We start from the raw sequence: 25,622 nt of genomic DNA, 5'->3' as shown, positions 1-25,622 counted from the left end.
TTTAAAGCTCTAATGCCTTCTGTCTAAAAGCATCCTCTTCATCAGAAACAATCCCTAAAGCCTCATGTACATACTTAAAAGTCGATAAAATCTCAGGTTTTCCATCTACAATAGCCACATCATGTTCAAAATGTACACTTGGTTTGCCGTCTTGCGTTACAATCGTCCAACCGTCTTTTAATTGCTTTACTTTATGAGTTCCTAAATTTATCATAGGCTCAATGGCAACCACCATTCCTTCTATAAACTTTTTACCACGACCACGTCTTCCGTAGTTTGGCATTTCAGGATCTTCGTGCATTTTTCTGCCTAGACCATGACCTACCAATTCTCTTACAACACCATAACCTTGCGCTTCCGTATATTGCTGTATGGCATAACCAACATCTCCTACACGATTGCCTAGTTTTAACTGCTCAATACCTTTGTAAAGCGACTCTTTGGTAATCTTTATTAATTTTTTGGTCTCTTCAGCAACGTTACCAATTTCAAATGTATAGGCATGATCTCCATAAAACCCATTCATAAATGAACCACAGTCAATAGAAACAATATCTCCATCTTTTAATGGAACATCTGTTGGTAAACCATGAACAACAGCTTCATTAACACTACAAAGTAAGGAAGAAGGGCAGTCGTAAAGCCCTTTGAAACCAGGTAAAGCACCATGATCTCTAATAAATTCTTCGGCTATTTTGTCTAAGTGATTTGTGGTAACTCCTTCTTTTGTTTCTTTCGCCAACATACCTAAAGTTTTAGATACGATAAGCGCACTTTGACGCATTAATTCAATTTCCTCTGCTGTTTTTACTATAATCATGTTTCAAAATATTGAGCGGCAAAGATAGGCAATCCCATTTCCTGATTAAAATTACTGCTAAAGAAAATGAGGAATATTTAGTTGATATTATATTGAATAGTCATGTGTGATGCTGTTATAATAAAACCGAAAGATCTAAGTGATGGATTATGATCATTTCAAAACATGATAAATAACAGTTTTTAAATGACGACTTTACTATAAGTTTGTAGTCCAAAAATGTGTAGTCCATGTATAGAACTGTTACCGCAGAAGAAGCTTTAAAAGTAGTAAAGTCTAATGATCGTGTATATATTCAAGCAGCAGCGGCAGCACCTCAAACGCTGGTGAAGGCATTGTCGGCAAGACATGAAGAACTTCGGAATGTTGAGGTTTGTCAGTTACATACGGAAGGGGTCGCTCCTTATGCAAATCCTGATTTGAAAGATAGTTTCCATGTCAATTCTTTTTTTCTTGGAAAAAATGTAAGACATACTATTAAAGCAGGTAATGGTTCATATACTCCAATTTTTTTAAGTGAATTACCGCGTCTTTTTAAGGAACGTGTTTTAGAGTTGGATGTAGTTTTAATTCATGTATCAGTTCCCGATCGTCATGGTTATTGTTCATTGGGTGTTTCGGTTGAAGCTATTTTGGCAGCAATTGATAACGCAAAGACGGTTATTGCTCAAGTAAATCCGCAAATGCCAAGAACCCATGGCGCAGGCATTATACATATTTCTGAAATTGATTATTTTGTTGAGGTAGATGAAGAAATACCTACTCATATAATGGCTGAACCTAATGCAATTGAACTTAAATTAGGCGAATACGTAGCCAGTTTAATAGAGGATAGAAGCACCTTACAAATGGGAATTGGCTCGATTCCAAATGCCGTTTTAACACAGTTAAAAAATCACAAAGATTTAGGGTTGCATACGGAGATGTTCTCAGATGGAGTAATAGATTTGATACTCAATGATGTTATAAACGGGAATTACAAAAAGATTAATCGAGGACGAGCGCTTTCAACATTTTTAATGGGGTCTAAGCGTTTGTATGATTATGTAGACGATAATCCGTTTGTAGAAATGCGCGCTTCAAATTATACAAATAATGCGGCTTACATTAAGCAAAACCCTAAGATGGTGGCTATCAACTCTGCTATTGAAGTTGACTTAACAGGGCAGGTTTGCGCAGATTCTATCGGTTCTGATATGTATTCGGGTGTCGGTGGACAAATGGATTTTATTAGAGGAGCGTCATTAAGTGATGGAGGTAAAGCAATTATTGCCTTACCATCTGTAACTAAAAAGGGCATTAGTAGAATTGTTCCTAGTTTAAAACAAGGAGCAGGAGTTGTTACCACGAGAGCACATGTACAATATGTGGTAACAGAATATGGTATTGCTAACTTGTATGGTAAAACGATTAAAAATAGGGTGAAAGCCTTGGTAGATATAGCGCATCCAGACCACAGGGAATCTATTGATAGAACGTATTTTGATTTAATAAAATAATAGTAGGCTTAAAACTGCCACCACTTTTTTGGTGCTGGAGGAAGTTTTGGTTCCTCGTTGGTGATGATTTGATAAACTTCTCCCCAACCAAGAATACCACCTATATTTCTATCGTCTATAAATAAGTCTGCATGAATTTTTCTACTGCGACTATAATCGTATTTTTCCTCTGGAAAACTAGCATTTACGGCATAAAATTCTATACCATTTTCTTTACAGAAATCAACAGCTTCTTGTAATTTGGCGCCACATCTATAGGTCCAAAGAATTAATCGGTGACCATCCTCTTGAAGCCGTTTTAAAGTTTCAAAAGCGAAGATGCGTGTTTTACCGATCTTTGGATAAGCATCATCTACTATGGTGCCATCAAAATCTACAGCTATTATTAATCTATTTTGAAAATTCATGCTATTTAAAGTATCTGGGTCTGGCGTAAAGTTACAACAATAAGAAAACTAAACAAGGCTTTCTCTAGTCATTGCCTTTGGTTGCGGTATGCCAATTAACTTTAAAATAGTAGGTGCAATATCCCCTAAAATACCATCTTTAATAGTTTTTAAATCGTTGTCTATTAAAATAACAGGAACAGGGTTTGTGGTATGGGCTGTATTTGGTGTACCATCTGGATTTATCATCGTTTCACAGTTACCATGATCTGCAATTAAAATGGTGGTGTAATCATTTTCTAAAGCTGTAGTCACAACTTCTTTAACGCATTTATCTACATGTTCGCAGGCTTCAATAGCGGCTTGCATTACACCTGTATGGCCAACCATATCACCATTGGCAAAATTTAAACACACAAAATCAACGTCTCCTTTTTTAAGTTCAGGAACTAATGCATCTGTTAGTTCGTAAACACTCATTTCTGGTTTTAAATCGTAGGTGGCTACCTTTGGAGAGTTTCTTAGAATTCTAGTTTCTCCTTCAAATGGTTTTTCTTGTCCACCCGAAAAGAAAAACGTAACATGAGGATATTTCTCAGTTTCAGCAATACGAATTTGTTTTTTATCATGACTTTCTAAAACTTCACCTAACGTTTCAGTAAGATTATCTTTATTAAAAACAACGTTTATACCTTCAAAAGTGCTATCGTAATTGGTGATAGTCACATAATTAAGATTCATTTTGTGCATATTGTACTCATGAAAATCTTTTTGTGTTAATGCTTCTGTCAGTTGTCTTCCACGATCGGTTCTAAAATTGAAAAAGATAACAACATCATCCTCTTTAATGGTGGTTACAGGTTGGTTATCACTATCTGTAACAATTAACGGTTTAATAAATTCGTCAGTGATGTCGTTTTCGTAATTAGTCTCTATGGATTTTAAAACATTTTGAGTTTTTTCACCTTCACCATTGACTAAAGCATCATAAACAGTTTTTACGCGTTCCCAACGTTTATCTCTATCCATAGCATAATAACGTCCTGAGACTGAGGCTAGTTTTCCAGAAGTCTTTTTGAGGTGATCTTCTAAATTAGAAATAAAACCAGCTCCAGATTTTGGGTCTACATCTCTTCCGTCTGTAAAGGCATGAACAAAGACATTTTCTAATCCATAATCATGTGTTGCATTGAGCAAGCCATAAAGGTGATTGATGTGCGAATGCACGCCACCATCACTAACCAAACCTAAAAGGTGAACATTTTTATTGTTGGCTTTAGCATATTCAAAAGCTGTCTTTAAAACAGGTTCTTCACGGAGTGTATTATTTTCAACAGCGAGGTTAATCTTAACTAAATCTTGATAAACAATACGACCAGCTCCTAAATTCATGTGACCAACTTCACTGTTTCCCATTTGTCCTTCTGGTAATCCTACATGGAGTCCATCAGTTCTTAGGCTGGCATTAGGGTATTTAGTGTACAGAGAATCTATAAATGGAGTTTGTGCATTGTCTATAGCTGAAACTTTAGGATCGGGTGATTTTCCCCAACCATCTAAAATCATTAAAATAACCTTTTTGTTCATGTGAAATTGTTTTGGGTATCAAAGATAATACATACATCACAACAACAAATCTGTAAGTTGAAAAAATTTAAAAATGTTAACGCTAATTTAAGGTTTACTAAATGATTTGGAATGTATTGTTTATAAATATACATGGTGTTAACAGGGTTGCTTTCAGAGTGTTAAATAAATGTTATAAAATATTTATTGTGTAACACTTCTGGTTATCGGTCGTCTATTTAGTATAATCAAAAAACAATCAATTAAATTTAAAATCTTTCATCATGAAAAAAACAGTAATCGTATTAGCCTTAGCATTAGGCTTTTCAATGTCCAATGTTAATGCATCTAATGACCTTTTAACTTCAGATTTAAATGAAGTCATTGTAAAAACTATTGAAGTAAGTCCTTTATGTAAGGCTGTTGCAACCGGTAATTTAGAAGAAGTGAATAAGCTTATAAAAGCGGGTGCAAATGTCAATGCCAAATCTAATGGTATGATGCCCATTCACTATGCCGCAAAATATAATCGTGTAGAAATTATTAAAGTATTAATCACGGCTGGTTCTAAAATTCACCAATCTTGTGATAAAGGCTATACAGCAGTAAGACACGCACAAAAATCAAATGCTAAAGATGCAGAAATGTTTCTTAAGCGTTTTAAAAACAAAGATGTCTAGGAGTAGACAATTATTTGAGTTAGTTAGTTGAAAAAAGCGTCCTAAGGGCGCTTTTTTGTTTGTGTAAATGAACTACTTTTATAATTTAATTATTCAATATGACATACGAATTTAAAATAATTCCTAATAGTAATCTCGATCAAATTATCCCTTTAGTTTATGAATTAAACGAAGAGAAAGTAGATAAAGAATTACTAAAGTCGCGTTTTGATGATATGAAGCAGCAAAACTATAAGTGTGCAGGTGTATTTAAAGCTAATGAGCTGGTTGGTATTTCTGGATTATGGTTTTCTACACGACATTATATTGGGAAATCCATAGAGTTAGATCATGTATACCTATTACCAGAACACAGAGGGAACGGTTTAGGAAAACAGTTTATGGCTTGGATATACAATTATGCTAAGGAGCATGGTTGTAGTTCAGTAGAATTAAATACCTATGTTCAAAATCATCCGTCCCATAAATTTTATTTTAATGAGGGCTTTAAAATTTTAGGCTATCACTTTTTAAAAAAGCTATAGTTTATTTTAAAAATTCCAAATCAGAATTCGTTTCAATTTCATACGGAGCTTTATTGTATTCAAAAATTCGAGCTTGCAAAGTTCCTTTTAAAGTACGTTTGTTTCCAGTAACTGTAATCCAACTGCCTTCACGCAAACCAATTACGGGTTGATTATTGTATGCATGAAATTCCTTAATCCGTGTTTCTCTGGTTTCGCCCATATGCGTACTGCCTTCTATTGGATCTAGGTAATGCGGATTAATATTAAATGGCACCAGTCCTAAAGTTTTAAAACTTGGAGGATACATAATTGGCATATCGTTAGTGGTATTCATAGTTAAGCCACAGATGTTGCTACCTGCACTTGTCCCTAAATAAGGCGTGCCATTAGTAACTGCCGTTTTTATAGGTAACAGTACGTTGTTTTTATACAGTTGAGACACTAAAACAAAGGTGTTGCCACCACCAACAAAAATGCCTTGAGCGTTTTCTATAGCATCTTCAGGACTACTACATTCGTGTATACCTTTTATTGTTTTGCCAATTTTAGCAAATGCTTTTGCTGCAGTATTTGTATAGTCGTCATGCGAAATACCACCTGGTCTAGCATAGGGAATAAATAAAATTTCTTTAGCAGATTTAAAATGAACAGCGAGTTCATCCAATAAATACTCTAAATAACCACTACCATGTATCGTAGAGGTACTTGCAATAATAATTGATTTCAAAATTTAATGTTTTAATTGTATATTTTACAAAGTAAGATAATCTTTCTTTAAAGTACTATTTTCTCATTTAACAAACATTTACCAGTATTTTCCTATGAGAACTGAAGAATAAATCCGAAATTTAGTACAAGAATTTAAATTCTCAAACAGCATGTTTAAATTATTTTCAATTTAGAGCCTATTAAATAACGAACAGCATGTGATAAGTCAACATCCTAAATACAACCACATGAAAAAAGTATTACTTTTATTATTCGCCATATCAACGTTAACCGCCTTTAGTCAAGATGTTGATAGAATAACCGTAAACGGAAGAATTGTGGTGGCTTCTGATGACAAAGAAGGTGTCGCTGTTTTTAACTCATCATCTAATAAAGGAACTTATACAGATAAGGAAGGTAATTTTGAAATCAAAGTTGCACTAAATGATGTGGTAGAGTTTGGCGCACTTCAGTTTAAAGATTTTAATGTTACCATTTCAGAAAAGGTATTAGCGTCTAAACGATTAACGGTTATCCTTGTAGAAGAAGTTAACAAGTTAGATAAAGTTGTTTTACTGCCATTTGACCTCACTGGAAACTTAGCAGCAGATTTAGAAAATGTAAGAACCTACAACGTAAGTTTAGATGATGTCTATTTTGGATTAGATAATATTGAAGATTTTGAGTTTTCTACAGATTACAAAACCGAAACCGATAATTTGGCTTTTAAGGAGTATAATCCTGGAATGGAGCATATGATTGACTTAGTGAATGTGGCAGGGTTTTTAATTAAACAAGTGGTTAATACAGATAAAGAAAGCGCTAAAAATAACAGAGCCTTACAATTAGAAAAAACACCCTTTAAGAAAGCACTAGATACTTACAGTGTTAATTATATTCATAATAATTTTGAAATTCCATTAGATAAAGTCGATGCATTTATTGATTACGTTGAGCAAAAAGGAGTAGAAGCAAGCTTGTTTGAGGACAATAATGAGATGCAACTTTTAGAGCGTATTTCTCAGTTAAGTAAAGCATTTTTAAAAGGAACTCGTGAAAAAGAGTAAAATTCTTTGTGTTGTCACAGCCTTATTATGCGTGTTTTATGCAAACGCACAGCGAAGTGAGTTAAATGGAAAATTAATTGCTAATGATGAGGTAGAAGGACTTCATATTCAAAATAAAACAGCAGCAAAATATACGATTTCTAATGAAGACGGTAGTTTCGTAATTCCGGCTAAGGCACAAGATACTTTAGTTATTTCGGGAGTTAAATATCAAACCCAAGACGTTATTATTTCAAAATCCATGGTCGATGCTGAAGCAGTATTTGTTCAGTTAATTGAGAATGTTAGTGAGTTAAATGAAGTCATTGTTGGTAAGATTTTAACAGGAAGCTTAGAATCTGATATTGAAAATTCTGATGCAAAACCCGAAATTAATTTTTACGACTTAGGAATTCCTGGATATAAAGGAAAACCACTCACTCAAAACGAACGAAAATTACATGATGCAGAATCAGGAGGTCCAATTTATACCGGATTAGGTGTCAATGTTCATAAATTACTCAATAGAATTAGTGGTAGAACAAAAAAGCTAAAAGCTACTGTTGAATTAGACAGTAGAAGTGCTTGCATTCAACATTTAAAAAACAATTTCGAATCCTATATTTTTGAAAACGATTCTTTAGCAGAAAACCTACGGACAGAGTATTTTTTGTTTTGTCAAGAAGACGACGAATTTTTAAAACTATGTCAACAAAATAACGATATTGCACTATTAGAATTTTTGCAAGCAAAGCTTAAAGTTTATCAAGAAAATAGAAAATCAAAAACTATAGATTAACTTTGGAGTGCGTTTTGTAAATCTATAATTCACCTTTAAAATTCAACATGAAGTTAGTACCTATCCTAATCGTTTTTTTATGTCTTCCATTTTTAATTTCTAATAGCGATACTCACGAGTATTATGTTAGTGTAACAGAAATAGAATACGTAAAAGAGCAACAATCTCTTCAAATAATAAGTCAAATATTTATCGATGATTTTGAAACTTTATTGCGTAAGCGATACGATGAACAAATAACGCTCGCCATTAAAGATGAAGCAGAAATGGTAGATACCTATATGAATCGGTATTTGTCTGATAAATTAAAAATTACTGTAAATGGTGAGGCTTTAAATTTCAAATTTATAGGAAAAGAATATAAAGACGATATTACATATTGTTATTTAGAAATAGAAAACGTTTCTAATATTGAATCTATTGCTCTAACTAATCAAATCTTATTCGATGTATTTTTGGACCAACAAAATATAGTGCGGTTAAAAATTCAAGATAGAAATAAGAGCTTTTTACTAGTTCCAGAGAATGATTCTTGCGTGTTAAATTTAAATTAAAAAACTGTTAAAGCCATCTTAAATTCATATTTTAGTCACCATTATAATAACAAAAACTTTTATGAAAATTTTTAAATTCTTTTTATGCGCTTTGTTGTTTGCGTCGTATAGTGCTTATGCTCAGGATGATGTAAAAACAGAACGTCAGCAAGGGCACACCAATGAAAACAAATTCAAACAACTATACGATGAGTTTTCTACTCCAAACGTATATAGAACAGGTTCTGGAGCGCCTGGGCCAGGTTATTATCAGCAGCAAGCAGATTATAAAATGGATATTGAAATTGATGACGAAAATGCAAAGTTATATGGAGATGAAATTATTACATATACCAATAATTCTCCAGACGAATTAAAGTATTTATGGGTGCAATTAGATCAGAATATGCGTGCAGAAGATTCTAAGACACCTCTGATTAGTGGTTCTGGAATTCAACCAGCAACAACATCTTCAAGAGCTGTAAGTTCTTATTTAAAAGCACCACTTGATAGAGGTTTTAATATTGAGCACGTAAAAGATGTTAATGGTAAAGATTTACCACACATGATTAACAGAACAATGATGCGTGTTGAGTTACCTAAAGTAATGAAAACAGGAGATAAGTTTTCTTTCAACATAAAATGGAATTACAATATTAATAATCACGTTACTGAAGGAGGTCGCTCAGGATACGAGTATTTTGAAGAAAACGATAACCGAATTTATGTTATTGCTCAGTTTTATCCACGTATGGCAGTTTATAATGATGTCGAAGGATGGCAGAATTCTCAATTTTGGGGACGTGATGAGTTTGCGTTACCATTCGGTGATTTTGATGTGAATATTACAGTGCCAGCAGATCATATTTTAGATGGAACAGGTCATTTAGTAAATCGTGAAGAAGTATTTACTAAAGAGATGATGAAGCGTTACAAAAAAGCTAAAAAATCTTATGATGAACCTGTGATGATTGTAACACAGGAAGAAGCAGAAAAAACTGAAAAATCTAAAAGTAAAGACAAAAAGACTTGGAAGCTTTCTGCACAAATGGTTCGTGATTTTGGTTTCGCAACCTCACGTAAATTCTTATGGGATATGATGGCTGTTAAATTAGAAACTAAGGAGGTTATGGCAGTGTCTTTGTATTCTAAAGAAGGAAACCCACTTTGGGGTAAATGGTCTACTAAAACGGTTGCCAGTACTTTTAAATCATTTTCTCGTATGACTTTTGATTATCCTTATCACAAATCAATTTCGGTACATGCACCAATGGGAATGGAGTATCCTATGATCTCTTTTAATTTTGGACGTCCAGATGAGGAAGGTAACTATTCAGACAGAACAAAATACGGAATGATTAGTGTAATTATTCATGAAGTAGGTCATAACTGGTTCCCTATGATTGTTAATAGTGATGAGCGTCAATGGACATGGATGGACGAAGGTTTAAACACATTTACCCAATACGTGGCAGAGCAAGACTTTGCGGAATGGTATCCGGAAGCATTGTCACCAGGCGATAAAACTTATCCTTCTAGACGTGGACCTGCTAAAAATATTGTGAGATATATGGGAGGTAATCAAGACTATATTGCACCAATTATGACTAAAGGTTTAAATACCTACCAATTTGGAAATAATGCCTATGGTAAACCAGCTACTGCATTAAATATTTTAAGAGAAACGGTAATGGGACGTGAACTTTTTGATTATGCCTTTAAAGAGTATGCTAACCGATGGAAGTTTAAACACCCAACACCAGAAGATTTTTTCCGTACCATGGAAGATGCCTCTGCATTTGATTTAGATTGGTTTTGGAGAGGTTGGTTTTATACAACAGATTATACTGATATTGGTATAAAAGAAGTTAAGAAATTTGCAGTAACTACAACGCCTAATGATAATGGGAAAAGACTAGCAGAACGCTACAATAGAGATCCTAATAGTTTAGTATATTTTATTGAAGAAGGAGCAGAAGGTTTTGATGATGCGATGAAAGCAAACACATCTATTAACGATTTACCGACAGTAAAAGAATACGTAATGGATAATTTTACACCAGAAGAGCAGAAGACTATGAAAACGGCTCCAAAGTACTTTTATCAAATTACATTCGATAAACCTGGTGGATTAGTTATGCCATTAATTGTAGAATTTACTTATGCTGATGGCACTACAACTAGAGAAACTTATCCTGCTCAAATATGGAGACTGAATGATAAGGAAGTACAGAAAGCTATTGCTAGCGACAAAGAAATTGTAGCTATCCAAGTAGATCCAGATTTAGAAACTGCAGATGTTGATACTACTAATAATTCTTGGCCTAGAGAAGTAGGAGAAAGCGATTTTGATAAGTTTAAAAATCAGGTAAGAGATTAATAATACAAGAGATTTAAATTTAAGTCAACCTTTTTTAGGTTGGCTTTTTTTTTATTTTTAATTTCAAGTGGGTTAATTCACAAACTCATTCTATATTTGCAACGTGATACATCAACAAACAATATTATTCATTGGAGGTGCCGAAATAATGGTAATACTATTAATAGTGGTATTAGTATTTGGTGCAGATAAACTTCCGGAGATAGCACGAGGCTTGGGTAAAGGTATGCGTCAAATAAGAGATGCGTCTAATGATATTAAGCAAGAAGTGACTAAAAGTGCAAAGGAGAATAACATCATAGATAAGGATGTTACAAAGAATGTGAAGGAAGAGATCGATAAAATTAAGGATGATCTTGAAGACTTTACAGGTTCCTTAAAACGAAACAAATAATTGTATTTTTCATAAAATAGTATTCTGATTTTTGTTATTAGTGCAATTTAACCTATCAATTAGTGTGGTTTATTTAATATATTTAGAGAAATAATTAAATCTCTAAATTTTATTATATGAAAAAAATGTACACATTGGTAGTGCTTGTAATGGCAATTACCATAGCGTCTTGTTCTAAAGATGCTATTATTGAATCTGAAACTGAAGCAGTTCAATTCTCAAAAGACCCTTTAACCGTTGAGCAAATAAACCAACGTATTAGCGAAAGCATTAGAACCACAGGTGATTTTGATTGGAATAAAGAAGATGCTCATTTTTTATGGAGCGCATTAACTCATGGCCAAAATGTACTTACTGTTGGTTATGGAGAAGAAGGTCAGAGTTTTAGTGAAGAAGGAGATACTGATCTTGAAAGTAAAAAAAACAGTTTAATCGCTACGATTCTTAATGAAGAACAAGTTGCTAAAGAAGATTTTAAACTGAAGGAAGATGATATTCTAACCGTGTTTGATGCAGAAGTTACAAAGCTCGAAACGATTATTGCTTTAAGAGAAAGTGAGTATGTTAGGTATTTAGAGCCAAACGGCTATAATCAATATACTGATGTGCAACAAAAATCGAGTTCTGGCTGTGATACAAGTGGAGATTCAATTAATTCAGCACACTATTCTACCATTGCACCTAATAATGCTCAAGTATCATGGCATTTTGATGAGCATAACATTCGTGATGCATGGAATATTTCAACAGGTTCTGGTGTTACCATTGGATTAATTGATACTGGTGTTTCAAAGTCACAAGCACTATTAAATTCAGTAGGGATTAATGATGGCTATTCATCAGGACGATTTGTTCAAAAATATGGCACCTTTATAGATTCCAATTGGTGGTGGTCTAGTAATTACGACGGTCCACATGATAAATGTGGTCATGGAACAGCAATGGGTTCTACTATGGCAGCACCTAGAAATGATAACGGAATGCCAGTAGGTGTAGCTTATAATTCCAATTTAGTGGCTTATAGAGCTACGGAAGATGTACTTTTAAATGATTATCATGAGCGAAAAGGTGTTTCTCAAGCCTTGAAAGATTTAGGTAATAGAAGTGATGTAAAAATAATTTCTATGTCAATAGGATATGTGTGGTCTATTGGTAATGTTAAAGATGCTGTGAGATACGCTTACAGTAAAGGTAAATTAATTTTTGCCGCAGGAGGAACTTCTACAAGTTTCACCAATGGTTATGGTGTTATTTTTCCAGCTACGATGAGTGAAACTGTAGCAGTCACTGGTGTTAATGATGGAAGTAATTATGAGCGTTGTGATACGTGTCATAGCGGAAGTAAAATAGATTTTACAATTATCATGGAAGGAGATAATAACACAAGTAAAGCTCCACCAGTATTGGGCTTTTATGATGGACAGCGTCGCTACACAGGCGGATCTTCAGTAGCAACAGCAACTACAGCAGGTATAGCCGCTTTAATATGGTCTAAATATCCTAGTTGGAGTAGAACACAAGTATTGAATAGATTAAAGCAGTCTTCTGAGTTTTATCCTAACAAAAATAGCAGCTTCGGTTATGGAAATATTGATGCTTTAGAAGCTGTACAGTAATAGTTGTTAAATTTATTTAAACAAAAAACCTCTTCAATTTGAAGAGGTTTTTTGTTAGGATACCGAAGATTTAAATATGTTAAGGTAGTAATTTACAATAGGTTGTTCTATAAGTTCTTTTTATTCATATTCATAATGGAATATTATGGCTTCTGCATTGGCGATGTCTTTTTCGGTAATTAATGCTTTACAACATTGAGCTAAATCAAGATCACTTTTAAAAACAGATCCTATTCTTAGTCTAAAAATATTTAAAGGTGTCTTGTCACTTAATAAATAGCCAATTAATACAGTCGGTTCTATTTCCAATGAATGACAATTTTCTAAAATACTCCTTTCAATAGCATTTATTTGTATTCTATTTTTAAAGTAGTGTTGAAGGATGAATCGTTTTTCAAACGTAATCATTGAGTTAGTGAAAAAATCTTCGTTGTCTTATATTGACAAAGCGAAATCCAATGGTTAAGGTTAGTGTTAATTATTAGCATCTTCGCACAAAACCTGTTTTTGAAATATACTGTCCAATTCTTTTTTTGGATTATCGGTTAAACCAGAATGGGTTTTGGAACTTTGTATTACAGTACTTCGCGAAGCGGCTAACCATCTAAAGCGGTCTGAGATTTCAAACTGGCCAATTTTTCCAGCCGAAGTATCGCCTTTAGAAATTAAAACCCAAGATTTTAAGTAGTTGTTAATAGTCTCTAAATCTAATTCACATGAAAATGCATTCAATTTTTGTTGATCGACTTTAAATTTAACTCCCAAGAATTTTTTTCGTTTTGAAAATAAAATCACACCAACGTTAAAAAACTCTTCACGTTCTACTTTAGGTACAAGCCTAATAATCGCATATTCAAAAGTCACTTTATCTTGCATCTTCAGCTTCTTTTACTAAGGTTTCAATATTTGAGAGTCTAGAATTTAGATATTCAATATAAGCCTTTCTCATGTCATCTGGCGTAAAGGAATCAGATTCATTTATCAGCCAATCTTCAGGTATTTTGTAAATAATATCTTTAATTGTTTCTTGATCTAATGCGTTTTGAACCCCTTGAGATGCTTCATTTAATAACGATGCACGTTCTAAAAGGACATGGTCTTTAATAAGTGGAAACGTTCTTGTAAGGTGATTTTTCCATGTATTCCAATTATGATGAAAATAGAAACTGGCGCCATTATCTATAATCCATAATTCGTTATTCCAATTTAACAAATTGGTGTTTTTTACGGTTCGGTCTATATTACTAATAATACTATCTAACAATACGATTTTGGAAGATGTTAAGGCATCTGCGACAGACACTAAAGGATCAAAAGTTATAGAGCCACTTAAGTAATGTAAGCCCAAATTTAAACCCACACTAAATTTCAATAAATCTTGGATTTCTTCATCAGGTTCGGTTTTACTAAAGGAGTCATCTAAATTCAAAAAGACTAATTCAGGAACTTTTAATCCAATGGCTCGTGCCAATTCACCTCCTATAAATTCTGCAATGAGTGCTTTTGTCCCTTGGCCAGCGCCTCTGAATTTTAAGACATAAAGAAAACCATCACTCGCTTCTACAATGGCAGGTAAAGAACCACCTTCTCTTAGAGGTGTGATGTATTTAATAACATCTACTGTTCTTATGTCAATTTTACTCATAACTGCGCGGTTATATTTTTCGACTTATTGTTAAGCCATCTCTTATCGGAAGAAGAACGGTTTCAATACGCTCATCATTTTTAAGAAGCGTATTGTAATCTAAAACAGCTTTGGTCGATTTATCTTTCTTATCTAAAGGTTCTACAACTTTTCCATGCCATAAAACATTATCAGAAAGAATAACACCACCTGTATTTAGTTTATCTATTATTAAATGATAATAATTTGAATAGTTAGGTTTATCAGCGTCAATGAATATTAAATCAAAAGTTTCGTCTAATTGTGGAATAATATCTAGTGCACTGCCTGTGTGCTGAATTATCTGATGTCCATAGTCAGATTTATCAAAATAGTTTCTCTGAAAATCAACCAATTCTTCATTAATATCTATGGTGTGAAGCGTTCCGTTTTCTTGAAGCCCTTCAGCTAAACATAATGTAGCGTAACCCGTAAATGTGCCTAATTCTAAAATGGTTTTTGGTCTAATTAGCTTAGAAATCATACTCAAAATACGACCTTGATATGGACCACTAAGCATAATAGGTTGTAACACTTTCTGGTAGGTTTCTCTTGTGAGTTGTTGTAGTAGTTTGGGTTCTTGTTCAGAATGATCAACTACATATTTATCTAAGTTTTCGGGTAAGAAATGCATAGCGTATAAATTAAAAGTATAAGACTAAAGAAAGCGTTAAGATAAAATTCTATCTACTAATTTCTTTTTAGCAGCGTCATCATCTCCACATAACCATTGTATAACATTATCTTCCCAAATAGCATCACTTTCTGTTTCAGTTATAATTTTTCTATCTATCGCTAAATCTAAAATTTTTCCAGGATATGAGGACTGCTTTTCACTTTCCATTTCACCTAATGGATAAGGATCATCTAATCCCATTAAGACTTGTTTAGAGCCTTGGTTTCTAATTAAGAGCTCTAAGCCACCAGTATCATGTACTAAGGTATCAAAGAATATATTTTTATGACCAACGGCTTTTCTTGGGTGACTCTTACCTTCAAATAAATCTGGTCGTCCATCAAAGCCTTGGATGCGTCTTCCTAAATTAATTTGTGCCAATTGTCCACCATGAGCAAAACAAGTTCTCATATTTGGATATTTATCTTGGTAACCATTTAAAGTTAAAAAGTGATACGCATCTCCACATTGTGCTAACATCCAAATTAAGTGAAAACGCCAAGACGTGTTTTCTAATTTTATAAACTTCTCGCCATCATAAGGATGGATTTCTACAGCCAAATTATATTTGTTGGCCATCTCAAAAATGGGTTCATTTTCTTCATCAAAAATGCAACGCCAAGTACCTATAGAATCCATGTAATGCGTTGGTAAACACAATAATTGCATGCCTAAAACTTCTACGCAACGCTCAATTTCCCAACAAGCACTTCTTACAAATCCTGGATGAACTACAAAACCACAGGTAAATTTACTCGGATGATTATGTTGCACTTTGGCATTAAAATCATTCTGAAAGCGCAAGGCTTGCTTCATTTCTTCAACCCTTAAACCATTGCCATAAAGTTGAGATAAATTTAGAACAACAGCATGGTCTAGCTTGTTGCGTTCCATCCATTCTAACTTTTCATCTAAGAAAAAACTAGAATCTGTAATAGGACGATTCCAATCCTTTTGAAGCATAAATTTTCGGTCTTTATCTACCCAAAAAATACCTTTATCTTGCATAAACTGAGGGATTTCTTCAGGATAGGGAAGAAGGTGTGAGTGACCGTTGATTCTTAATTTACGTTTTGTCATATTTTATATGTCAAGCTGAGCGCAGTCAAAGCATCTCAGAATTTTTATTCATTTAACTTATTTACAAAGATAAAGTGTCTTCTTATTAATTCAGAATTGTATTATTCTTCCAATTGCACCTTCTTAGGTGGCTCCATTACAGTGCCACAATTAGGACATTCTCGTTTGGCTTTATCTCCATAATATTTATCGAATATTACAGGCATATCAGTTTCAATGTTTTCTACTGTAAAGTCTTCTTCGTAAAGTTTTGTGGTACAATTTTCACAAAACCAAAGTAACGCATCTTGTACACCTTTGTCTCTAGGGTATTCAATAACTAAGCCGACAGTATTAGCTCCACGCTGTGGTGAATGCGGCACTTTTGGAGGTAATAGAAAAATTTCACCTTCTTTAATTTGAATATCTTTAGGTTCACCATTGTCTATGATTTTAAGTACCATATCACCTTCAATTTGATGAAAAAACTCTGGTGTTTCGTTATAGTGATAATCTTTTCTATTGTTTGGGCCACCGACGACCATTACAATAAAATCACCATCTTTCCATACCACTTTATTACCAACAGGTGGTTTTAGTAAATGACGATTGTCTTCGATCCAGGCTTTAAAATTTATGGGAGGATATATTTTGCTCATGGTTATATTATTGCTTTTTGTCATAAAGTTACAAAGATTTTGTCCGTCCACCATCAACAGGCAAATTAATACCATTAATATAAGCAGCGCGCTCACTTGCCAAAAAGGTTATAGCGTCTGCTAATTCTTCTGGCTTCGCAAAGCGTTTTGCAGGAACAGTACTTTTCATAGCATCCGCAGATTCTTCCTCTGTTTTACCTGATTTAGCCGATTTGTTTTTTATGATTTCAGACAGTCGGTCTGTTCCTGTAGCTCCAGGTAAAACATTGTTTACTGTAATACCAAATTGACCAAGCTCATTAGCCAAAGTTTTACTCCAATTGGCAACGGCTCCTCTAATGGTGTTACTCACACCAAGACCATCTAAAGGTTGCTTTACAGACGTTGAAATCACATTCACAAGTCGTCCATAACCTTCTTCCTTCATAAAAGGAACAACCGTTTGTGCTAATACATGATTACATTTTAAATGTTGTGTAAAAGCTGATTCAAATTCTTCAACTTCAGCTGAAAAAATAGGACCACCTTTTGGACCACCTGTATTATTCACTAAGATGTGAAAACCATGATGTTTAGAAATATAGTCTGAAACCTTTGACTTCAATTCCATTGGATTCGAAAAATCAGCCACAATATAATCATGTGGTCGTTGCTGAGGTAATTCTGAAAGTGTCGCTTTTAGCTTGTCTTCGTTTCTTGCAATTAGTGTGATTTGTACACCTTCGGCAGCTAATGCCATTGCAGTTGCTTTTCCTATGCCTGCTGTGCTACCACAAACTAGTGCGTATTTGTTGTTTAGTTCTAGATTCATAATATTTGTTTTGTCTGGTCGAGCGCAGTCGAGACCTACTTAGTTTTCAGGATTATAATTTGAATGTGTTGCATTTCTACATTCTGATAAAATTTGTAACAAATCAAATTCTCCATTGGCTAAGGCATATTTCTTTTTTGCACTCCACTTTTTTATCTTCTTTTCAAAGTATATTGCTTGTTCAATATCGTTAAATTCTTGGTGAAATATTAGTTTTAAAGGTCTTCTTTTAAAAGTGAAACAATTTTTGTTTAGACCTTTTTGATGCTCTTCAAATCGTCTAGAAATATTATTTGTAACACCTGTATAAGTTAAATTGTCTGAACACTGAAGTATATAAACATAATAGAGTTTCATAATAAAATTTGAATTTCATAAATAGGTCTCGACTGCGCTCGACCAGACAATATTCAACTATTTATCTGTCAGTATTTTATACAAACATTCTTAGCCTCCGTAAAAAATCGTAAGGCTTCAAATCCACCTTCTCTACCAACACCTGACGCTTTTACACCTCCAAAAGGGGTTCGTAAATCGCGCATCATCCACGTATTTACCCAAATAATGCCTGCTTGTAATTGGTTGCTTAACTTCATGGTGCGTTTTAAATTGTTGGTCCATAAGGTAGCTGATAAACCGTATTTCACTTTGTTTGCCATTTCTAAAACCTCGTCTTCTGTGTTGAACGGCATAATCGTAACCACAGGTCCAAAAATTTCTTCTTGGTTGACTCTACAGTCGTCAGACTCTACTTCGATAACCGTTGGTTCTAAATAATAACCGTTTTCAAATCCTGCAACAGTAACATCATTGCCTCCACAAAGTACAATTCCATTTTCTGCTTTTGCAATGTTGATATAATTTTTTACTTTTTCAAGATGTGGTTTTGAAACTAAAGCTCCAATATTAGTATCAGCTTCAGATGGATGACCAACTTTTAAAGCTTGTACTTTTTGAACAAAGTCTTTTTTGAATTTTTCATAAATAGAAGCTTCCACAAAAATTCGACTTCCACATAAACAAATCTGTCCTTGATTGGCAAACGATGAACGAACCGTTGTAGTTAACATATCATCATAATCGCAATCGGCGAAAATTATGTTTGGGTTTTTTCCACCTAATTCTAATGATAATTTTTTAAATAGTGGCGCAGCGACTTTGGCAATGTGTGCTCCTGTGGCAGTACCGCCTGTAAAACTTATGGCTTTAATATCTTGATGTTCAATAATAGCTTGTCCTGTGGTGGTTCCTAATCCATGAACAATATTTAAAACACCTTTTGGTAATCCAGCTTCGTTACAAATTTCGCCAAGTAAATAAGCCGTCATTGGCGTGACTTCACTCGGTTTGGCTACCACACAATTTCCTGCAGCAATAGCTGGTGCAATTTTCCATGTAAATAAATAGAGTGGAAGATTCCAAGGACTGATACAGCCAACAACACCAATGGGTTGACGTAAGGTATAATTAATGGCTTGTTGTCCAATAGACTCGTGACTTTCACTTGCAAATTGGGTAATCGCATTTCCGAAAAAACGGAAGTTACTTGCGGCTCTAGGAATATCAACAGCTTTTGCTAATGAAATAGGTTTGCCGTTGTCTTTACTTTCGGTTTTTGCAAAACGGTCTAAATTAGCTTCTAGTAATTCTGAAATTTTAATTAGAATCCTACTACGTTCTTCGAGCGTTGTTTTGCTCCATGTTGGAAATGCAGTTTTTCCAGCATTGTATGCATTTTCAACATCTTCTTTTGATGAGTTTGGAATTTGTCCGTAGATTTCTCCGTCTGATGGGTTGTAGTTATCTATCCAATTGTCTTGAATTGGGTTATGGAAGTTTCCGTTTATGTAGTTTTTGATAGTTATCATGAATTCACGATTATTTATCTTGTTTTGTCATTTCGAAATGAGGAACGATTGAGAAATCTAAGTTTGGTGTAGCCAAATCTCATGATGTGATTCCTCGTCGCTGCGCTTTGTCGGAATGACAATGGTGATTCTTTATTTTGCTTTATAAGCCACAACCTTTATCTCAACAACCAAATCTGGATGCGGTAATTGATGCACAGCAACGGTTGTTCGGGTTGGACCTGTTTCTTTTTCAAAGAATTCTGCGTAAGCTTTGTTGTAATCTGCAAAGTCATTCATGTTCACTAAAAAAGAGGTGACATCAACGACATCTTTTAAGGTAGCTCCAACTTTGGCTAAATTCTTTTCTATGTTTTTTAAGACTTCTTGCGTTTGGGTATATGCGTTTAAACGTTTTGTTCCCATCTCATCAATAATATCTACACCTGCAATTGTGTTATCTGGTCGTCGAGAACTTGTTCCTGAAACGAAAATAAAATCGCCGACTTGTTTTACGTGTGGATATGCTCCTCTTGGTGTTACTCCTGTTCCGTTATTGTTTTCGTTACTCATAAATTTATTTTTTTTGTTCATTTTGTCTTGAAACAAAACGAACCAAAAATTCAAAACGATTTATTAGGAAATTGCTAAAGCACCTTTCGCTTTCGTAGCTGTATGCCTTGAAGTTTCGCTTCGCTCATTATTTCTGAAAATCGTTATTTCCGACTGCGTCGAAACTTGGGACATTAATTTTTGTTAAATGTAGTTTTTATCCCATTTTATTTAATTTTTCTCATCTCTCATCTCTCATCTCTCATCTCTAATGTAATCCCGCAATCCTATCATCTTCTAAAATCGCCTCAGTTTCTCTGATTACTTTTTCTAAAATCTCTTTTAAATCATCTTCGGATGAGATTATTTTATCGGTCAGCATGTTTAAAATAGCTTTGTCTTGTGCTCTACCCTTTAACATGGCATGTCTGTAGCCTATGTTTTCATTAAAGGTAACTAAACTATATTTTGAGGAATAGTTATCTGGGAATTCTTTTTCTAAAGCCATTTCAATTTTTCGTTTTTCTTGAAAAATCGGATTCGCCACATGACCTTTCATTTCATGGAAATTATCAATTGCTAAATCGGCAATAGCATCTGTATCTTTTTTCCTGTTTTTCTCATAGGCTTTAAATGTTTCTTCCCAACTGTCCAGATTTTGGTCAAGAACCTTATCAAATTCTACAACATCTTCAAAAGAGGCATTCATACCTTGACCATAAAACGGTACAATGGCGTGTGCAGAATCTCCCATTAATAAGGTGTTTCCTTTGTAATGCCATGGCGAACACTTTACGGTTCCTAAGGCAGCGGTTGGGTTAGCGAAAAAGTCATCCACTAAATTGGGCATAATTGCTAAAGCATCTGGGAATTCTTTTTGGAAAAATTCAGTTACCACTTCAGGTGTGGTTAAATTATTGAAATTGTATTCTCCTTCATCATAACTTAAAAATAAAGTGACTGTAAAACTACCATCTAAATTTGGTAAGGCAATCAACATAAAACTACTTCTTGGCCAAATATGCAAAGCATTCTTGTAGGTTTTGTAATCGCCAGTTTCAGTGGGTAAAAAGGACAATTCCTTATAACCATGACTTAAATAATCTTGTGAAAAACTGAATAGGAATTTTTGACCTAAATAATAACTCTTTCGTAACGCTGAACCTGCTCCATCAGTTGCGATAATGACGTCTGCATCTTCTACAAATTCAGCTTTTGTGTTGTAATCTTTGAATAGAGCTGTGGTTTTTTCAAAATCAACGGATTGACATTTTTTGTTGAAATGAATGGTAACATTGTCGTGTTTTTCAGCTTCGTTTAATAGTAAACTGTTGAGCTCGCCTCTCGATATAGAATTGATGTATTCGTAATCTCTTCCGCTGTAATTAGACAGAATGGTGTTACCTTCTTTGTCATGCAACATCCTACCCTTCATTGGAATGCAGAGTGCCTTTACTTTGTCTTCTATGCCAACGAGTTTCATGGCTTTGTTGCCGCGATCTGAAAAGGCTAAATTTATAGATCGACCAGCTGATATGTCTGTGGTTCTTAGATCTGGACGCATTTCGTAAACGGTTACGTTGTAGCCTCTTTGTCCTAGTCGCAGTGCTAAAAGGCTTCCGCAAAGTCCTGCTCCTATGATTAGTATGTTTTGTTGTTTGTTACTCATATTCATTTGTCTGGTCGAGCGCAGTCGAGACCTAAATAAAACCTCTCGACTGCGCTCGAGGTGACATTTAGTTTTTATTTAAAATAGTTTTCATCTTTTCAACCATCAAATACACATCTTCAAATGAATTATACAAAGGAACTGGTGCGCATCTAATGACATCTGGTTCTCGCCAATCGCTAATGACTCCGGCTTCGGTTAATTTATCATGTAAGGATTTGTCAGCATTCAAAACCTGAATTGATAGCTGACAACCACGCTCATCAGGACTTTCTGGTGTGATGATTCTAATGGTATCTTCTCCTAACTGTTTTAATAAAAATTCGAAATAACCAGTAAGCTTTTTCGATTTGTTAGTTAGCTTTTCAATACCTACTTCATTGAACATATCTAATGAGGCTTTAATTGCAGCCATGGATAAAATTGGTGGGTTACTGAGTTGCCAACCTTCGGCACCAGGTAATACATCAAATTCATGCCGCATATTAAAACGTGTAGATTTATTATGACTCCACCAACCTGTAAATCGGTTGAGGTTTTTATCGTAAGCATGTTTTTCGTGAACAAAACAACCCGATAAACTTCCTGGTCCTGAATTCATATACTTATACGTACACCAAACTGCAAAATCGGCTCCCGAATTGTGTAAATCTAAATTCACGTTTCCTGCTCCATGTGCACAATCAAATCCTACTTTACAACCATAATTATGACCTAAATCAGTAATGCGTTTAAAATCGAAAAACTGGCCAGTATAGTAATTCACGCCTCCAACCATTATAAGCGCAATCTCATTTCCGTGTGCTTCTAGGATTTTTTCTAAATCTTCGTAACGTAATAACTCTTCGTCTTCTCTAGGTTTCCAAAGGATTAAACCTTCTTTATCATCATAACCGTGATGTCTTAATTGCGATTCTACAGCATACTTATCAGAAGGAAAGGCATCACTTTCAATTAAAATTTTATAACGTTCCTTGGTCGGTTTATAAAACGAGGCCATCATAAAATGAAGATTGGCCGTTAAGGAATTCATTGTTACAACTTCAATCGGTTTTGCACCAACTAATTTCGCGGTTGCTTCTGTAAGAAATTCATGATAAGGCAACCAAGGATTTTTGGCATTCGTATGACCTTCAACACCAAGGTTTGCCCAATCTTCTAATTCTTGATTGATGTATGCTTTGGTTGATTTTGGTTGCAATCCAAGTGAATTTCCACAGAGGTAAATAAGGTCGTTTCCATCGGTGTCTTTTGGAATGTGAAACTGATTTCTGTACTGAGATAATTCGTCTATTTCGTCTTGTTGTTTTGCGTAATCAAGACCATGTTTGTAGTTGGACAAAGTAAGATGTTTTTCGGATTGTAACAAAAATAGCATAATTAAATGATATTTTAATTATGTATCTAAGCTGTCATTTTAATATAATTAATTCAGAAGAAATAATTGGTATAATTGATTTTTTCTGAGTAGATTTATTGTAATCAATCAACCGAACAAATTATATATGCTGAAGAACCTTTGGTATTCATATCATCACTGGTATATTAAATACAGTCACTTCTCTAAAGAAGAAGGACAAGATGAATTATCATATTTCAGAAATAAACTATTTGTTTCTATATTGATCATCTTGTTGCCGATAGGTGTTTTTTCCTATATTTCTACTGCGATAACTGTTATAATTTTAGAAAAATGGTTTGTGTTTTATTTAGATACAGCTGCTATCGCTGTAATTTGTTTTCTGTTTTTTAATAATAAACTCAGTATTAACACTAAGAAAACCCTGTTTTCTATAAACTTATTTATACTAGCATTTGCATTAACTGCTTCTATTGGATTAAAAAGTAGTAGTGGACTCCTGTTATTTATGGTTTGTGTTTTAGTTACGCTGTACAGTGGTAAGAAAGCGGGTATGTTTACGGTGTTGGTTTCGAGTATTTGCTATGCGTTAATTCTTGTCTTCCATTATTTTAAAATTTTTGAATTTCCCATATTTAAAGATGAACTATTTAATGTATTATTAATTGTATTTATAAATAATATCCTATTTATTTTAGGGACTGTTTTTTCGGTTTCATTTTTAATAGACCATTTGCATAACGCACTTTTAAAAGAACACCAATTACAGGAAGAACTTTTGGAAAAGCATAAAAATGTAGTTCTTGCTAAAGAGCGAGCAGAGGAATCCGATCAATTAAAATCTGCTTTTTTAACCAATATGAGCCATGAAATTAGAACACCAATGTATGGTATTTTGGGTAGTGCGGAACTTTTAAAAGAATATCATAAACAAGATGAGGAATACCAAGAGTATGTTAAAGTAATTGAAGGTAGTGGTAATGAGTTACTCGATGTTATTACAGACATTTTAAACATATCTAAAATTGAAACGGGTCTAATGACCGTTAAAAACACCGTGTTTAATGTTAATGATATTATTGAAGGTTTGTATAAAGTGTTTTTACATGAAGCAGAATTAAAGAACGTTCAATTTACTTTGAATAATCAGATTCCGAAAAAAGAACAACTCATAAAGTCAGATAGAGAAAAACTTACAGCTGTACTTAAGCATTTAATAGAAAATGCCATAAAATATACTTCAAAAGGCGATAGTATTTTACTTCACTGCAATGTGAATTCTAATGCGTCTCAAATAGAGTTTTTAATAAAAGACACGGGTGTAGGAATTCCGGAAGATAAAAAAGAAACTATTTTTAATCCTTTTTATCAAGTAGATGTTGGTAACAGAGAAGCACTTCATGGATCTGGTATTGGATTGTCTATTTCAAAAGCGTATGTTGAAATGTTAGGTGGACGTTTAGTTTTAGAAAGTGAAATAGGTGTTGGGACCTCTTTTAGGTTTTACATTTCAAATACCTCTGAAAATAATTAAACTAAAAAAACACTTTAACAGAATAGCTAAAGTGTTTTGTATATATAGACGCCCTAAGGCGGAAAATGTAAGCTATACGTATCAAAGTGAAACTCTGTACGTGAATCTTACATTATAGGTTACGAAAATACGGTCTTATTTCTGGTCGTCCAAAGTAATCTTAACAGCTGTAAAATTTAGATTCCAATTACCACCTTCCATTTTATGGTCTGTAGCTATTTTAATACCGTTGTAATCGTTGTAGTTTTCAAACGTTGTGCTTAGTGATGGTTCTTCAGAGTTTCCTTTTCTATAAGCCCATTCTCGGATTATATAATCGTCGTCGTAATATATGTCATAAGCATCGCCAGGAGTATAACCGCCTTTCTGAGGATATGTTAACGTTATTAATTTTAGGGTTTTATTATAAATTGGGGATGTTACAAATTTTGGTTCTGATATCGTTGCTGTTGAATCCCATACCAGTTGAAAGGGTACAAGTAGCCAGAATTTATCATTAATAAATGCCTTATCAGTACTGATGTAACTGCTGTCTATTTTATGTCTAACATATGCAATGGGTGTTTCACTAGTTGACATTTTTACTTTATTTTCTTTAGGATTCCATGTCCATGAACGACCTTTTCCTTGAACAGAATCTCTATTTACTTGAAAGGTAAATTTTACTTCTGAGACATTTTGCCATTGTTCAAAACCATGTGCGTTGGCAATTTTTTCTGCGATAGATAATTCTTTAAACTCTTCTTTATGGTTTTCTTTTGACGTTTTTTGTTGGTCAGATTTACAATTTGAAACAAGAAGTAAACAAATGAGACTAAGATATATTGATTTCATATTAAAAAAGTTATAGTAATTTGCA

At 33.9% G+C, this 25,622-nt stretch carries 27 protein-coding genes; 10 read left to right on the top strand and 17 right to left on the bottom strand.

Annotation, left to right across the window (positions count from 1 at the left end):
* Position 1: 1 nt before the first annotated feature.
* A complete protein-coding gene (gene map / locus ITJ86_RS00980; RefSeq protein WP_195869735.1) occupies positions 2–820 on the bottom strand; it encodes a type I methionyl aminopeptidase in 819 nt (272 codons plus the stop codon).
* Positions 821–1,050: 230 nt separating this feature from the next.
* Between map and ITJ86_RS00975 the strand changes: the two genes are divergently transcribed.
* Positions 1,051–2,319 carry an acetyl-CoA hydrolase/transferase family protein gene (locus ITJ86_RS00975; protein ID WP_195869734.1) on the top strand — a complete coding sequence of 423 codons (1,269 nt, stop codon included), beginning with the start codon at positions 1,051–1,053 and terminating at the stop codon, positions 2,317–2,319.
* Between the two features lie 8 nt (positions 2,320–2,327).
* On the opposite strand, the gene ITJ86_RS00970 is transcribed toward ITJ86_RS00975, so the two are convergent.
* Entirely contained in the window at positions 2,328–2,726 is a 399-nt protein-coding gene (locus ITJ86_RS00970; RefSeq protein ID WP_195869733.1) for a BT0820 family HAD-type phosphatase, read from the bottom strand.
* 48 nt (positions 2,727–2,774) lie between these two features.
* The gene (gene gpmI, locus ITJ86_RS00965) at positions 2,775–4,292 is read right to left on the bottom strand and encodes a 2,3-bisphosphoglycerate-independent phosphoglycerate mutase (protein ID WP_195869732.1); all 1,518 of its coding nucleotides are present in this window, start codon (positions 4,290–4,292) and stop codon (positions 2,775–2,777) included.
* A 263-nt stretch (positions 4,293–4,555) separates the two neighbouring features.
* Here gpmI and ITJ86_RS00960 point away from each other — a divergent pair, with 263 nt between their 5' ends.
* On the top strand, positions 4,556–4,951 hold the full coding sequence (locus ITJ86_RS00960) for an ankyrin repeat domain-containing protein (protein WP_195869731.1): 396 nt from the start codon (positions 4,556–4,558) through the stop codon (positions 4,949–4,951).
* A gap of 98 nt (positions 4,952–5,049) precedes the next feature.
* Entirely contained in the window at positions 5,050–5,475 is a 426-nt protein-coding gene (locus ITJ86_RS00955) for a GNAT family N-acetyltransferase (protein WP_195869730.1), read from the top strand.
* A 1-nt stretch (position 5,476) separates the two neighbouring features.
* Here the strand turns inward: ITJ86_RS00955 and pepE are convergent, their stop codons facing one another.
* On the bottom strand, positions 5,477–6,184 hold the full coding sequence (gene pepE / locus ITJ86_RS00950; protein ID WP_195869729.1) for a dipeptidase PepE: 708 nt from the start codon (positions 6,182–6,184) through the stop codon (positions 5,477–5,479).
* A 229-nt stretch (positions 6,185–6,413) separates the two neighbouring features.
* On the opposite strand from pepE, the gene ITJ86_RS00945 reads away from it, so the two are divergent.
* The 6 genes from ITJ86_RS00945 (at position 6,414) to ITJ86_RS00920 (ending at position 12,933) form a co-directional block, all read left to right on the top strand.
* Positions 6,414–7,232 carry a peptidase associated/transthyretin-like domain-containing protein gene (locus tag ITJ86_RS00945; protein WP_195869728.1) on the top strand — a complete coding sequence of 273 codons (819 nt, stop codon included), beginning with the start codon at positions 6,414–6,416 and terminating at the stop codon, positions 7,230–7,232.
* Positions 7,219–8,010: a peptidase associated/transthyretin-like domain-containing protein gene (locus tag ITJ86_RS00940; protein ID WP_195869727.1), complete on the top strand. Its 792-nt coding sequence runs from the start codon at positions 7,219–7,221 to the stop codon at positions 8,008–8,010. Before ITJ86_RS00945 ends, ITJ86_RS00940 begins: the two co-directional genes overlap by 14 nt.
* A 47-nt stretch (positions 8,011–8,057) precedes the next feature.
* A complete protein-coding gene (locus ITJ86_RS00935) occupies positions 8,058–8,564 on the top strand; it encodes a DUF6702 family protein (protein WP_195869726.1) in 507 nt (168 codons plus the stop codon).
* A gap of 61 nt (positions 8,565–8,625) precedes the next feature.
* A complete protein-coding gene (locus tag ITJ86_RS00930) occupies positions 8,626–10,923 on the top strand; it encodes a M1 family metallopeptidase (protein WP_195869725.1) in 2,298 nt (765 codons plus the stop codon).
* A gap of 103 nt (positions 10,924–11,026) precedes the next feature.
* Positions 11,027–11,317 carry a Sec-independent protein translocase subunit TatA/TatB gene (locus ITJ86_RS00925; protein ID WP_195869724.1) on the top strand — a complete coding sequence of 97 codons (291 nt, stop codon included), beginning with the start codon at positions 11,027–11,029 and terminating at the stop codon, positions 11,315–11,317.
* A gap of 116 nt (positions 11,318–11,433) precedes the next feature.
* Complete coding sequence (locus tag ITJ86_RS00920) at positions 11,434–12,933, top strand: S8 family peptidase (RefSeq protein WP_195869723.1); 1,500 nt, start codon at positions 11,434–11,436, stop codon at positions 12,931–12,933.
* 120 nt (positions 12,934–13,053) lie between these two features.
* On the opposite strand, the gene ITJ86_RS00915 is transcribed toward ITJ86_RS00920, so the two are convergent.
* The 12 genes from ITJ86_RS00915 to kynU form a co-directional block, all read right to left on the bottom strand.
* The gene (locus tag ITJ86_RS00915) at positions 13,054–13,242 is read right to left on the bottom strand and encodes a hypothetical protein (RefSeq protein ID WP_195869722.1); all 189 of its coding nucleotides are present in this window, start codon (positions 13,240–13,242) and stop codon (positions 13,054–13,056) included.
* A 165-nt stretch (positions 13,243–13,407) separates the two neighbouring features.
* Positions 13,408–13,809, bottom strand: coding sequence for a DUF3037 domain-containing protein (locus ITJ86_RS00910; protein WP_195869721.1), 402 nt, complete (start codon positions 13,807–13,809; stop codon positions 13,408–13,410).
* Positions 13,799–14,578, bottom strand: coding sequence for a HipA family kinase (locus ITJ86_RS00905; protein WP_195869720.1), 780 nt, complete (start codon positions 14,576–14,578; stop codon positions 13,799–13,801). Before ITJ86_RS00905 ends, ITJ86_RS00910 begins: the two co-directional genes overlap by 11 nt.
* A gap of 10 nt (positions 14,579–14,588) precedes the next feature.
* The gene (locus ITJ86_RS00900; RefSeq protein WP_195869719.1) at positions 14,589–15,230 is read right to left on the bottom strand and encodes an O-methyltransferase; all 642 of its coding nucleotides are present in this window, start codon (positions 15,228–15,230) and stop codon (positions 14,589–14,591) included.
* 36 nt (positions 15,231–15,266) lie between these two features.
* Complete coding sequence (locus ITJ86_RS00895; RefSeq protein WP_195869718.1) at positions 15,267–16,352, bottom strand: amidohydrolase family protein; 1,086 nt, start codon at positions 16,350–16,352, stop codon at positions 15,267–15,269.
* Between the two features lie 101 nt (positions 16,353–16,453).
* The gene (locus tag ITJ86_RS00890) at positions 16,454–16,990 is read right to left on the bottom strand and encodes a 3-hydroxyanthranilate 3,4-dioxygenase (protein WP_195869717.1); all 537 of its coding nucleotides are present in this window, start codon (positions 16,988–16,990) and stop codon (positions 16,454–16,456) included.
* A gap of 28 nt (positions 16,991–17,018) precedes the next feature.
* Positions 17,019–17,801 (bottom strand): SDR family oxidoreductase, encoded by a 783-nt coding sequence (locus tag ITJ86_RS00885; protein WP_195869716.1) that lies wholly within the window; start codon positions 17,799–17,801, stop codon positions 17,019–17,021.
* 39 nt (positions 17,802–17,840) lie between these two features.
* Positions 17,841–18,158: a GIY-YIG nuclease family protein gene (locus ITJ86_RS00880; protein ID WP_195869715.1), complete on the bottom strand. Its 318-nt coding sequence runs from the start codon at positions 18,156–18,158 to the stop codon at positions 17,841–17,843.
* A 68-nt stretch (positions 18,159–18,226) separates the two neighbouring features.
* The gene (locus ITJ86_RS00875; protein ID WP_195869714.1) at positions 18,227–19,669 is read right to left on the bottom strand and encodes an aldehyde dehydrogenase; all 1,443 of its coding nucleotides are present in this window, start codon (positions 19,667–19,669) and stop codon (positions 18,227–18,229) included.
* Between the two features lie 132 nt (positions 19,670–19,801).
* On the bottom strand, positions 19,802–20,221 hold the full coding sequence (locus ITJ86_RS00870) for a RidA family protein (RefSeq protein ID WP_195869713.1): 420 nt from the start codon (positions 20,219–20,221) through the stop codon (positions 19,802–19,804).
* Positions 20,222–20,468: 247 nt separating this feature from the next.
* The gene (locus ITJ86_RS00865) at positions 20,469–21,869 is read right to left on the bottom strand and encodes an FAD-dependent oxidoreductase (protein ID WP_195869712.1); all 1,401 of its coding nucleotides are present in this window, start codon (positions 21,867–21,869) and stop codon (positions 20,469–20,471) included.
* 67 nt (positions 21,870–21,936) lie between these two features.
* Entirely contained in the window at positions 21,937–23,211 is a 1,275-nt protein-coding gene (gene kynU, locus ITJ86_RS00860; protein ID WP_195869711.1) for a kynureninase, read from the bottom strand.
* A 163-nt stretch (positions 23,212–23,374) separates the two neighbouring features.
* Between kynU and ITJ86_RS00855 the strand changes: the two genes are divergently transcribed.
* Positions 23,375–24,763: a sensor histidine kinase gene (locus ITJ86_RS00855; RefSeq protein ID WP_195869710.1), complete on the top strand. Its 1,389-nt coding sequence runs from the start codon at positions 23,375–23,377 to the stop codon at positions 24,761–24,763.
* 135 nt (positions 24,764–24,898) lie between these two features.
* Here the strand turns inward: ITJ86_RS00855 and ITJ86_RS00850 are convergent, their stop codons facing one another.
* A complete protein-coding gene (locus tag ITJ86_RS00850) occupies positions 24,899–25,597 on the bottom strand; it encodes a hypothetical protein (RefSeq protein ID WP_195869709.1) in 699 nt (232 codons plus the stop codon).
* Positions 25,598–25,622 lie beyond the last annotated feature (25 nt).

Source organism: Winogradskyella marina (genome assembly GCF_015645385.1).
In the GTDB taxonomy this organism is placed as follows: Bacteria; Bacteroidota; Bacteroidia; order Flavobacteriales; family Flavobacteriaceae; genus Winogradskyella; species Winogradskyella marina.
Note: the sequence above shows the minus strand (reverse complement) of the source record. Positions and strands in the feature narration are given on the sequence as shown.

Excerpts from the sequence above, each read along its gene's own strand:
- map (WP_195869735.1), bottom strand. The coding sequence starts at position 820 with ATGATTATAGTAAAAACAGCAGAGGAAATTGAATTAATGCGTCAAAGT.
- ITJ86_RS00975 (WP_195869734.1), top strand. The coding sequence starts at position 1,051 with ATGTATAGAACTGTTACCGCAGAAGAAGCTTTAAAAGTAGTAAAGTCT.
- ITJ86_RS00970 (WP_195869733.1), bottom strand. The coding sequence starts at position 2,726 with ATGAATTTTCAAAATAGATTAATAATAGCTGTAGATTTTGATGGCACC.
- gpmI (WP_195869732.1), bottom strand. The coding sequence starts at position 4,292 with ATGAACAAAAAGGTTATTTTAATGATTTTAGATGGTTGGGGAAAATCA.
- ITJ86_RS00960 (WP_195869731.1), top strand. The coding sequence starts at position 4,556 with ATGAAAAAAACAGTAATCGTATTAGCCTTAGCATTAGGCTTTTCAATG.
- ITJ86_RS00955 (WP_195869730.1), top strand. The coding sequence starts at position 5,050 with ATGACATACGAATTTAAAATAATTCCTAATAGTAATCTCGATCAAATT.
- ITJ86_RS00945 (WP_195869728.1), top strand. The coding sequence starts at position 6,414 with ATGAAAAAAGTATTACTTTTATTATTCGCCATATCAACGTTAACCGCC.
- ITJ86_RS00935 (WP_195869726.1), top strand. The coding sequence starts at position 8,058 with ATGAAGTTAGTACCTATCCTAATCGTTTTTTTATGTCTTCCATTTTTA.
- ITJ86_RS00930 (WP_195869725.1), top strand. The coding sequence starts at position 8,626 with ATGAAAATTTTTAAATTCTTTTTATGCGCTTTGTTGTTTGCGTCGTAT.
- ITJ86_RS00920 (WP_195869723.1), top strand. The coding sequence starts at position 11,434 with ATGAAAAAAATGTACACATTGGTAGTGCTTGTAATGGCAATTACCATA.
- ITJ86_RS00910 (WP_195869721.1), bottom strand. The coding sequence starts at position 13,809 with ATGCAAGATAAAGTGACTTTTGAATATGCGATTATTAGGCTTGTACCT.
- ITJ86_RS00905 (WP_195869720.1), bottom strand. The coding sequence starts at position 14,578 with ATGAGTAAAATTGACATAAGAACAGTAGATGTTATTAAATACATCACA.
- ITJ86_RS00900 (WP_195869719.1), bottom strand. The coding sequence starts at position 15,230 with ATGCATTTCTTACCCGAAAACTTAGATAAATATGTAGTTGATCATTCT.
- ITJ86_RS00895 (WP_195869718.1), bottom strand. The coding sequence starts at position 16,352 with ATGACAAAACGTAAATTAAGAATCAACGGTCACTCACACCTTCTTCCC.
- ITJ86_RS00890 (WP_195869717.1), bottom strand. The coding sequence starts at position 16,990 with ATGAGCAAAATATATCCTCCCATAAATTTTAAAGCCTGGATCGAAGAC.
- ITJ86_RS00885 (WP_195869716.1), bottom strand. The coding sequence starts at position 17,801 with ATGAATCTAGAACTAAACAACAAATACGCACTAGTTTGTGGTAGCACA.
- ITJ86_RS00880 (WP_195869715.1), bottom strand. The coding sequence starts at position 18,158 with ATGAAACTCTATTATGTTTATATACTTCAGTGTTCAGACAATTTAACT.
- ITJ86_RS00875 (WP_195869714.1), bottom strand. The coding sequence starts at position 19,669 with ATGATAACTATCAAAAACTACATAAACGGAAACTTCCATAACCCAATT.
- ITJ86_RS00870 (WP_195869713.1), bottom strand. The coding sequence starts at position 20,221 with ATGAGTAACGAAAACAATAACGGAACAGGAGTAACACCAAGAGGAGCA.
- ITJ86_RS00865 (WP_195869712.1), bottom strand. The coding sequence starts at position 21,869 with ATGAGTAACAAACAACAAAACATACTAATCATAGGAGCAGGACTTTGC.
- ITJ86_RS00855 (WP_195869710.1), top strand. The coding sequence starts at position 23,375 with ATGCTGAAGAACCTTTGGTATTCATATCATCACTGGTATATTAAATAC.
- ITJ86_RS00850 (WP_195869709.1), bottom strand. The coding sequence starts at position 25,597 with ATGAAATCAATATATCTTAGTCTCATTTGTTTACTTCTTGTTTCAAAT.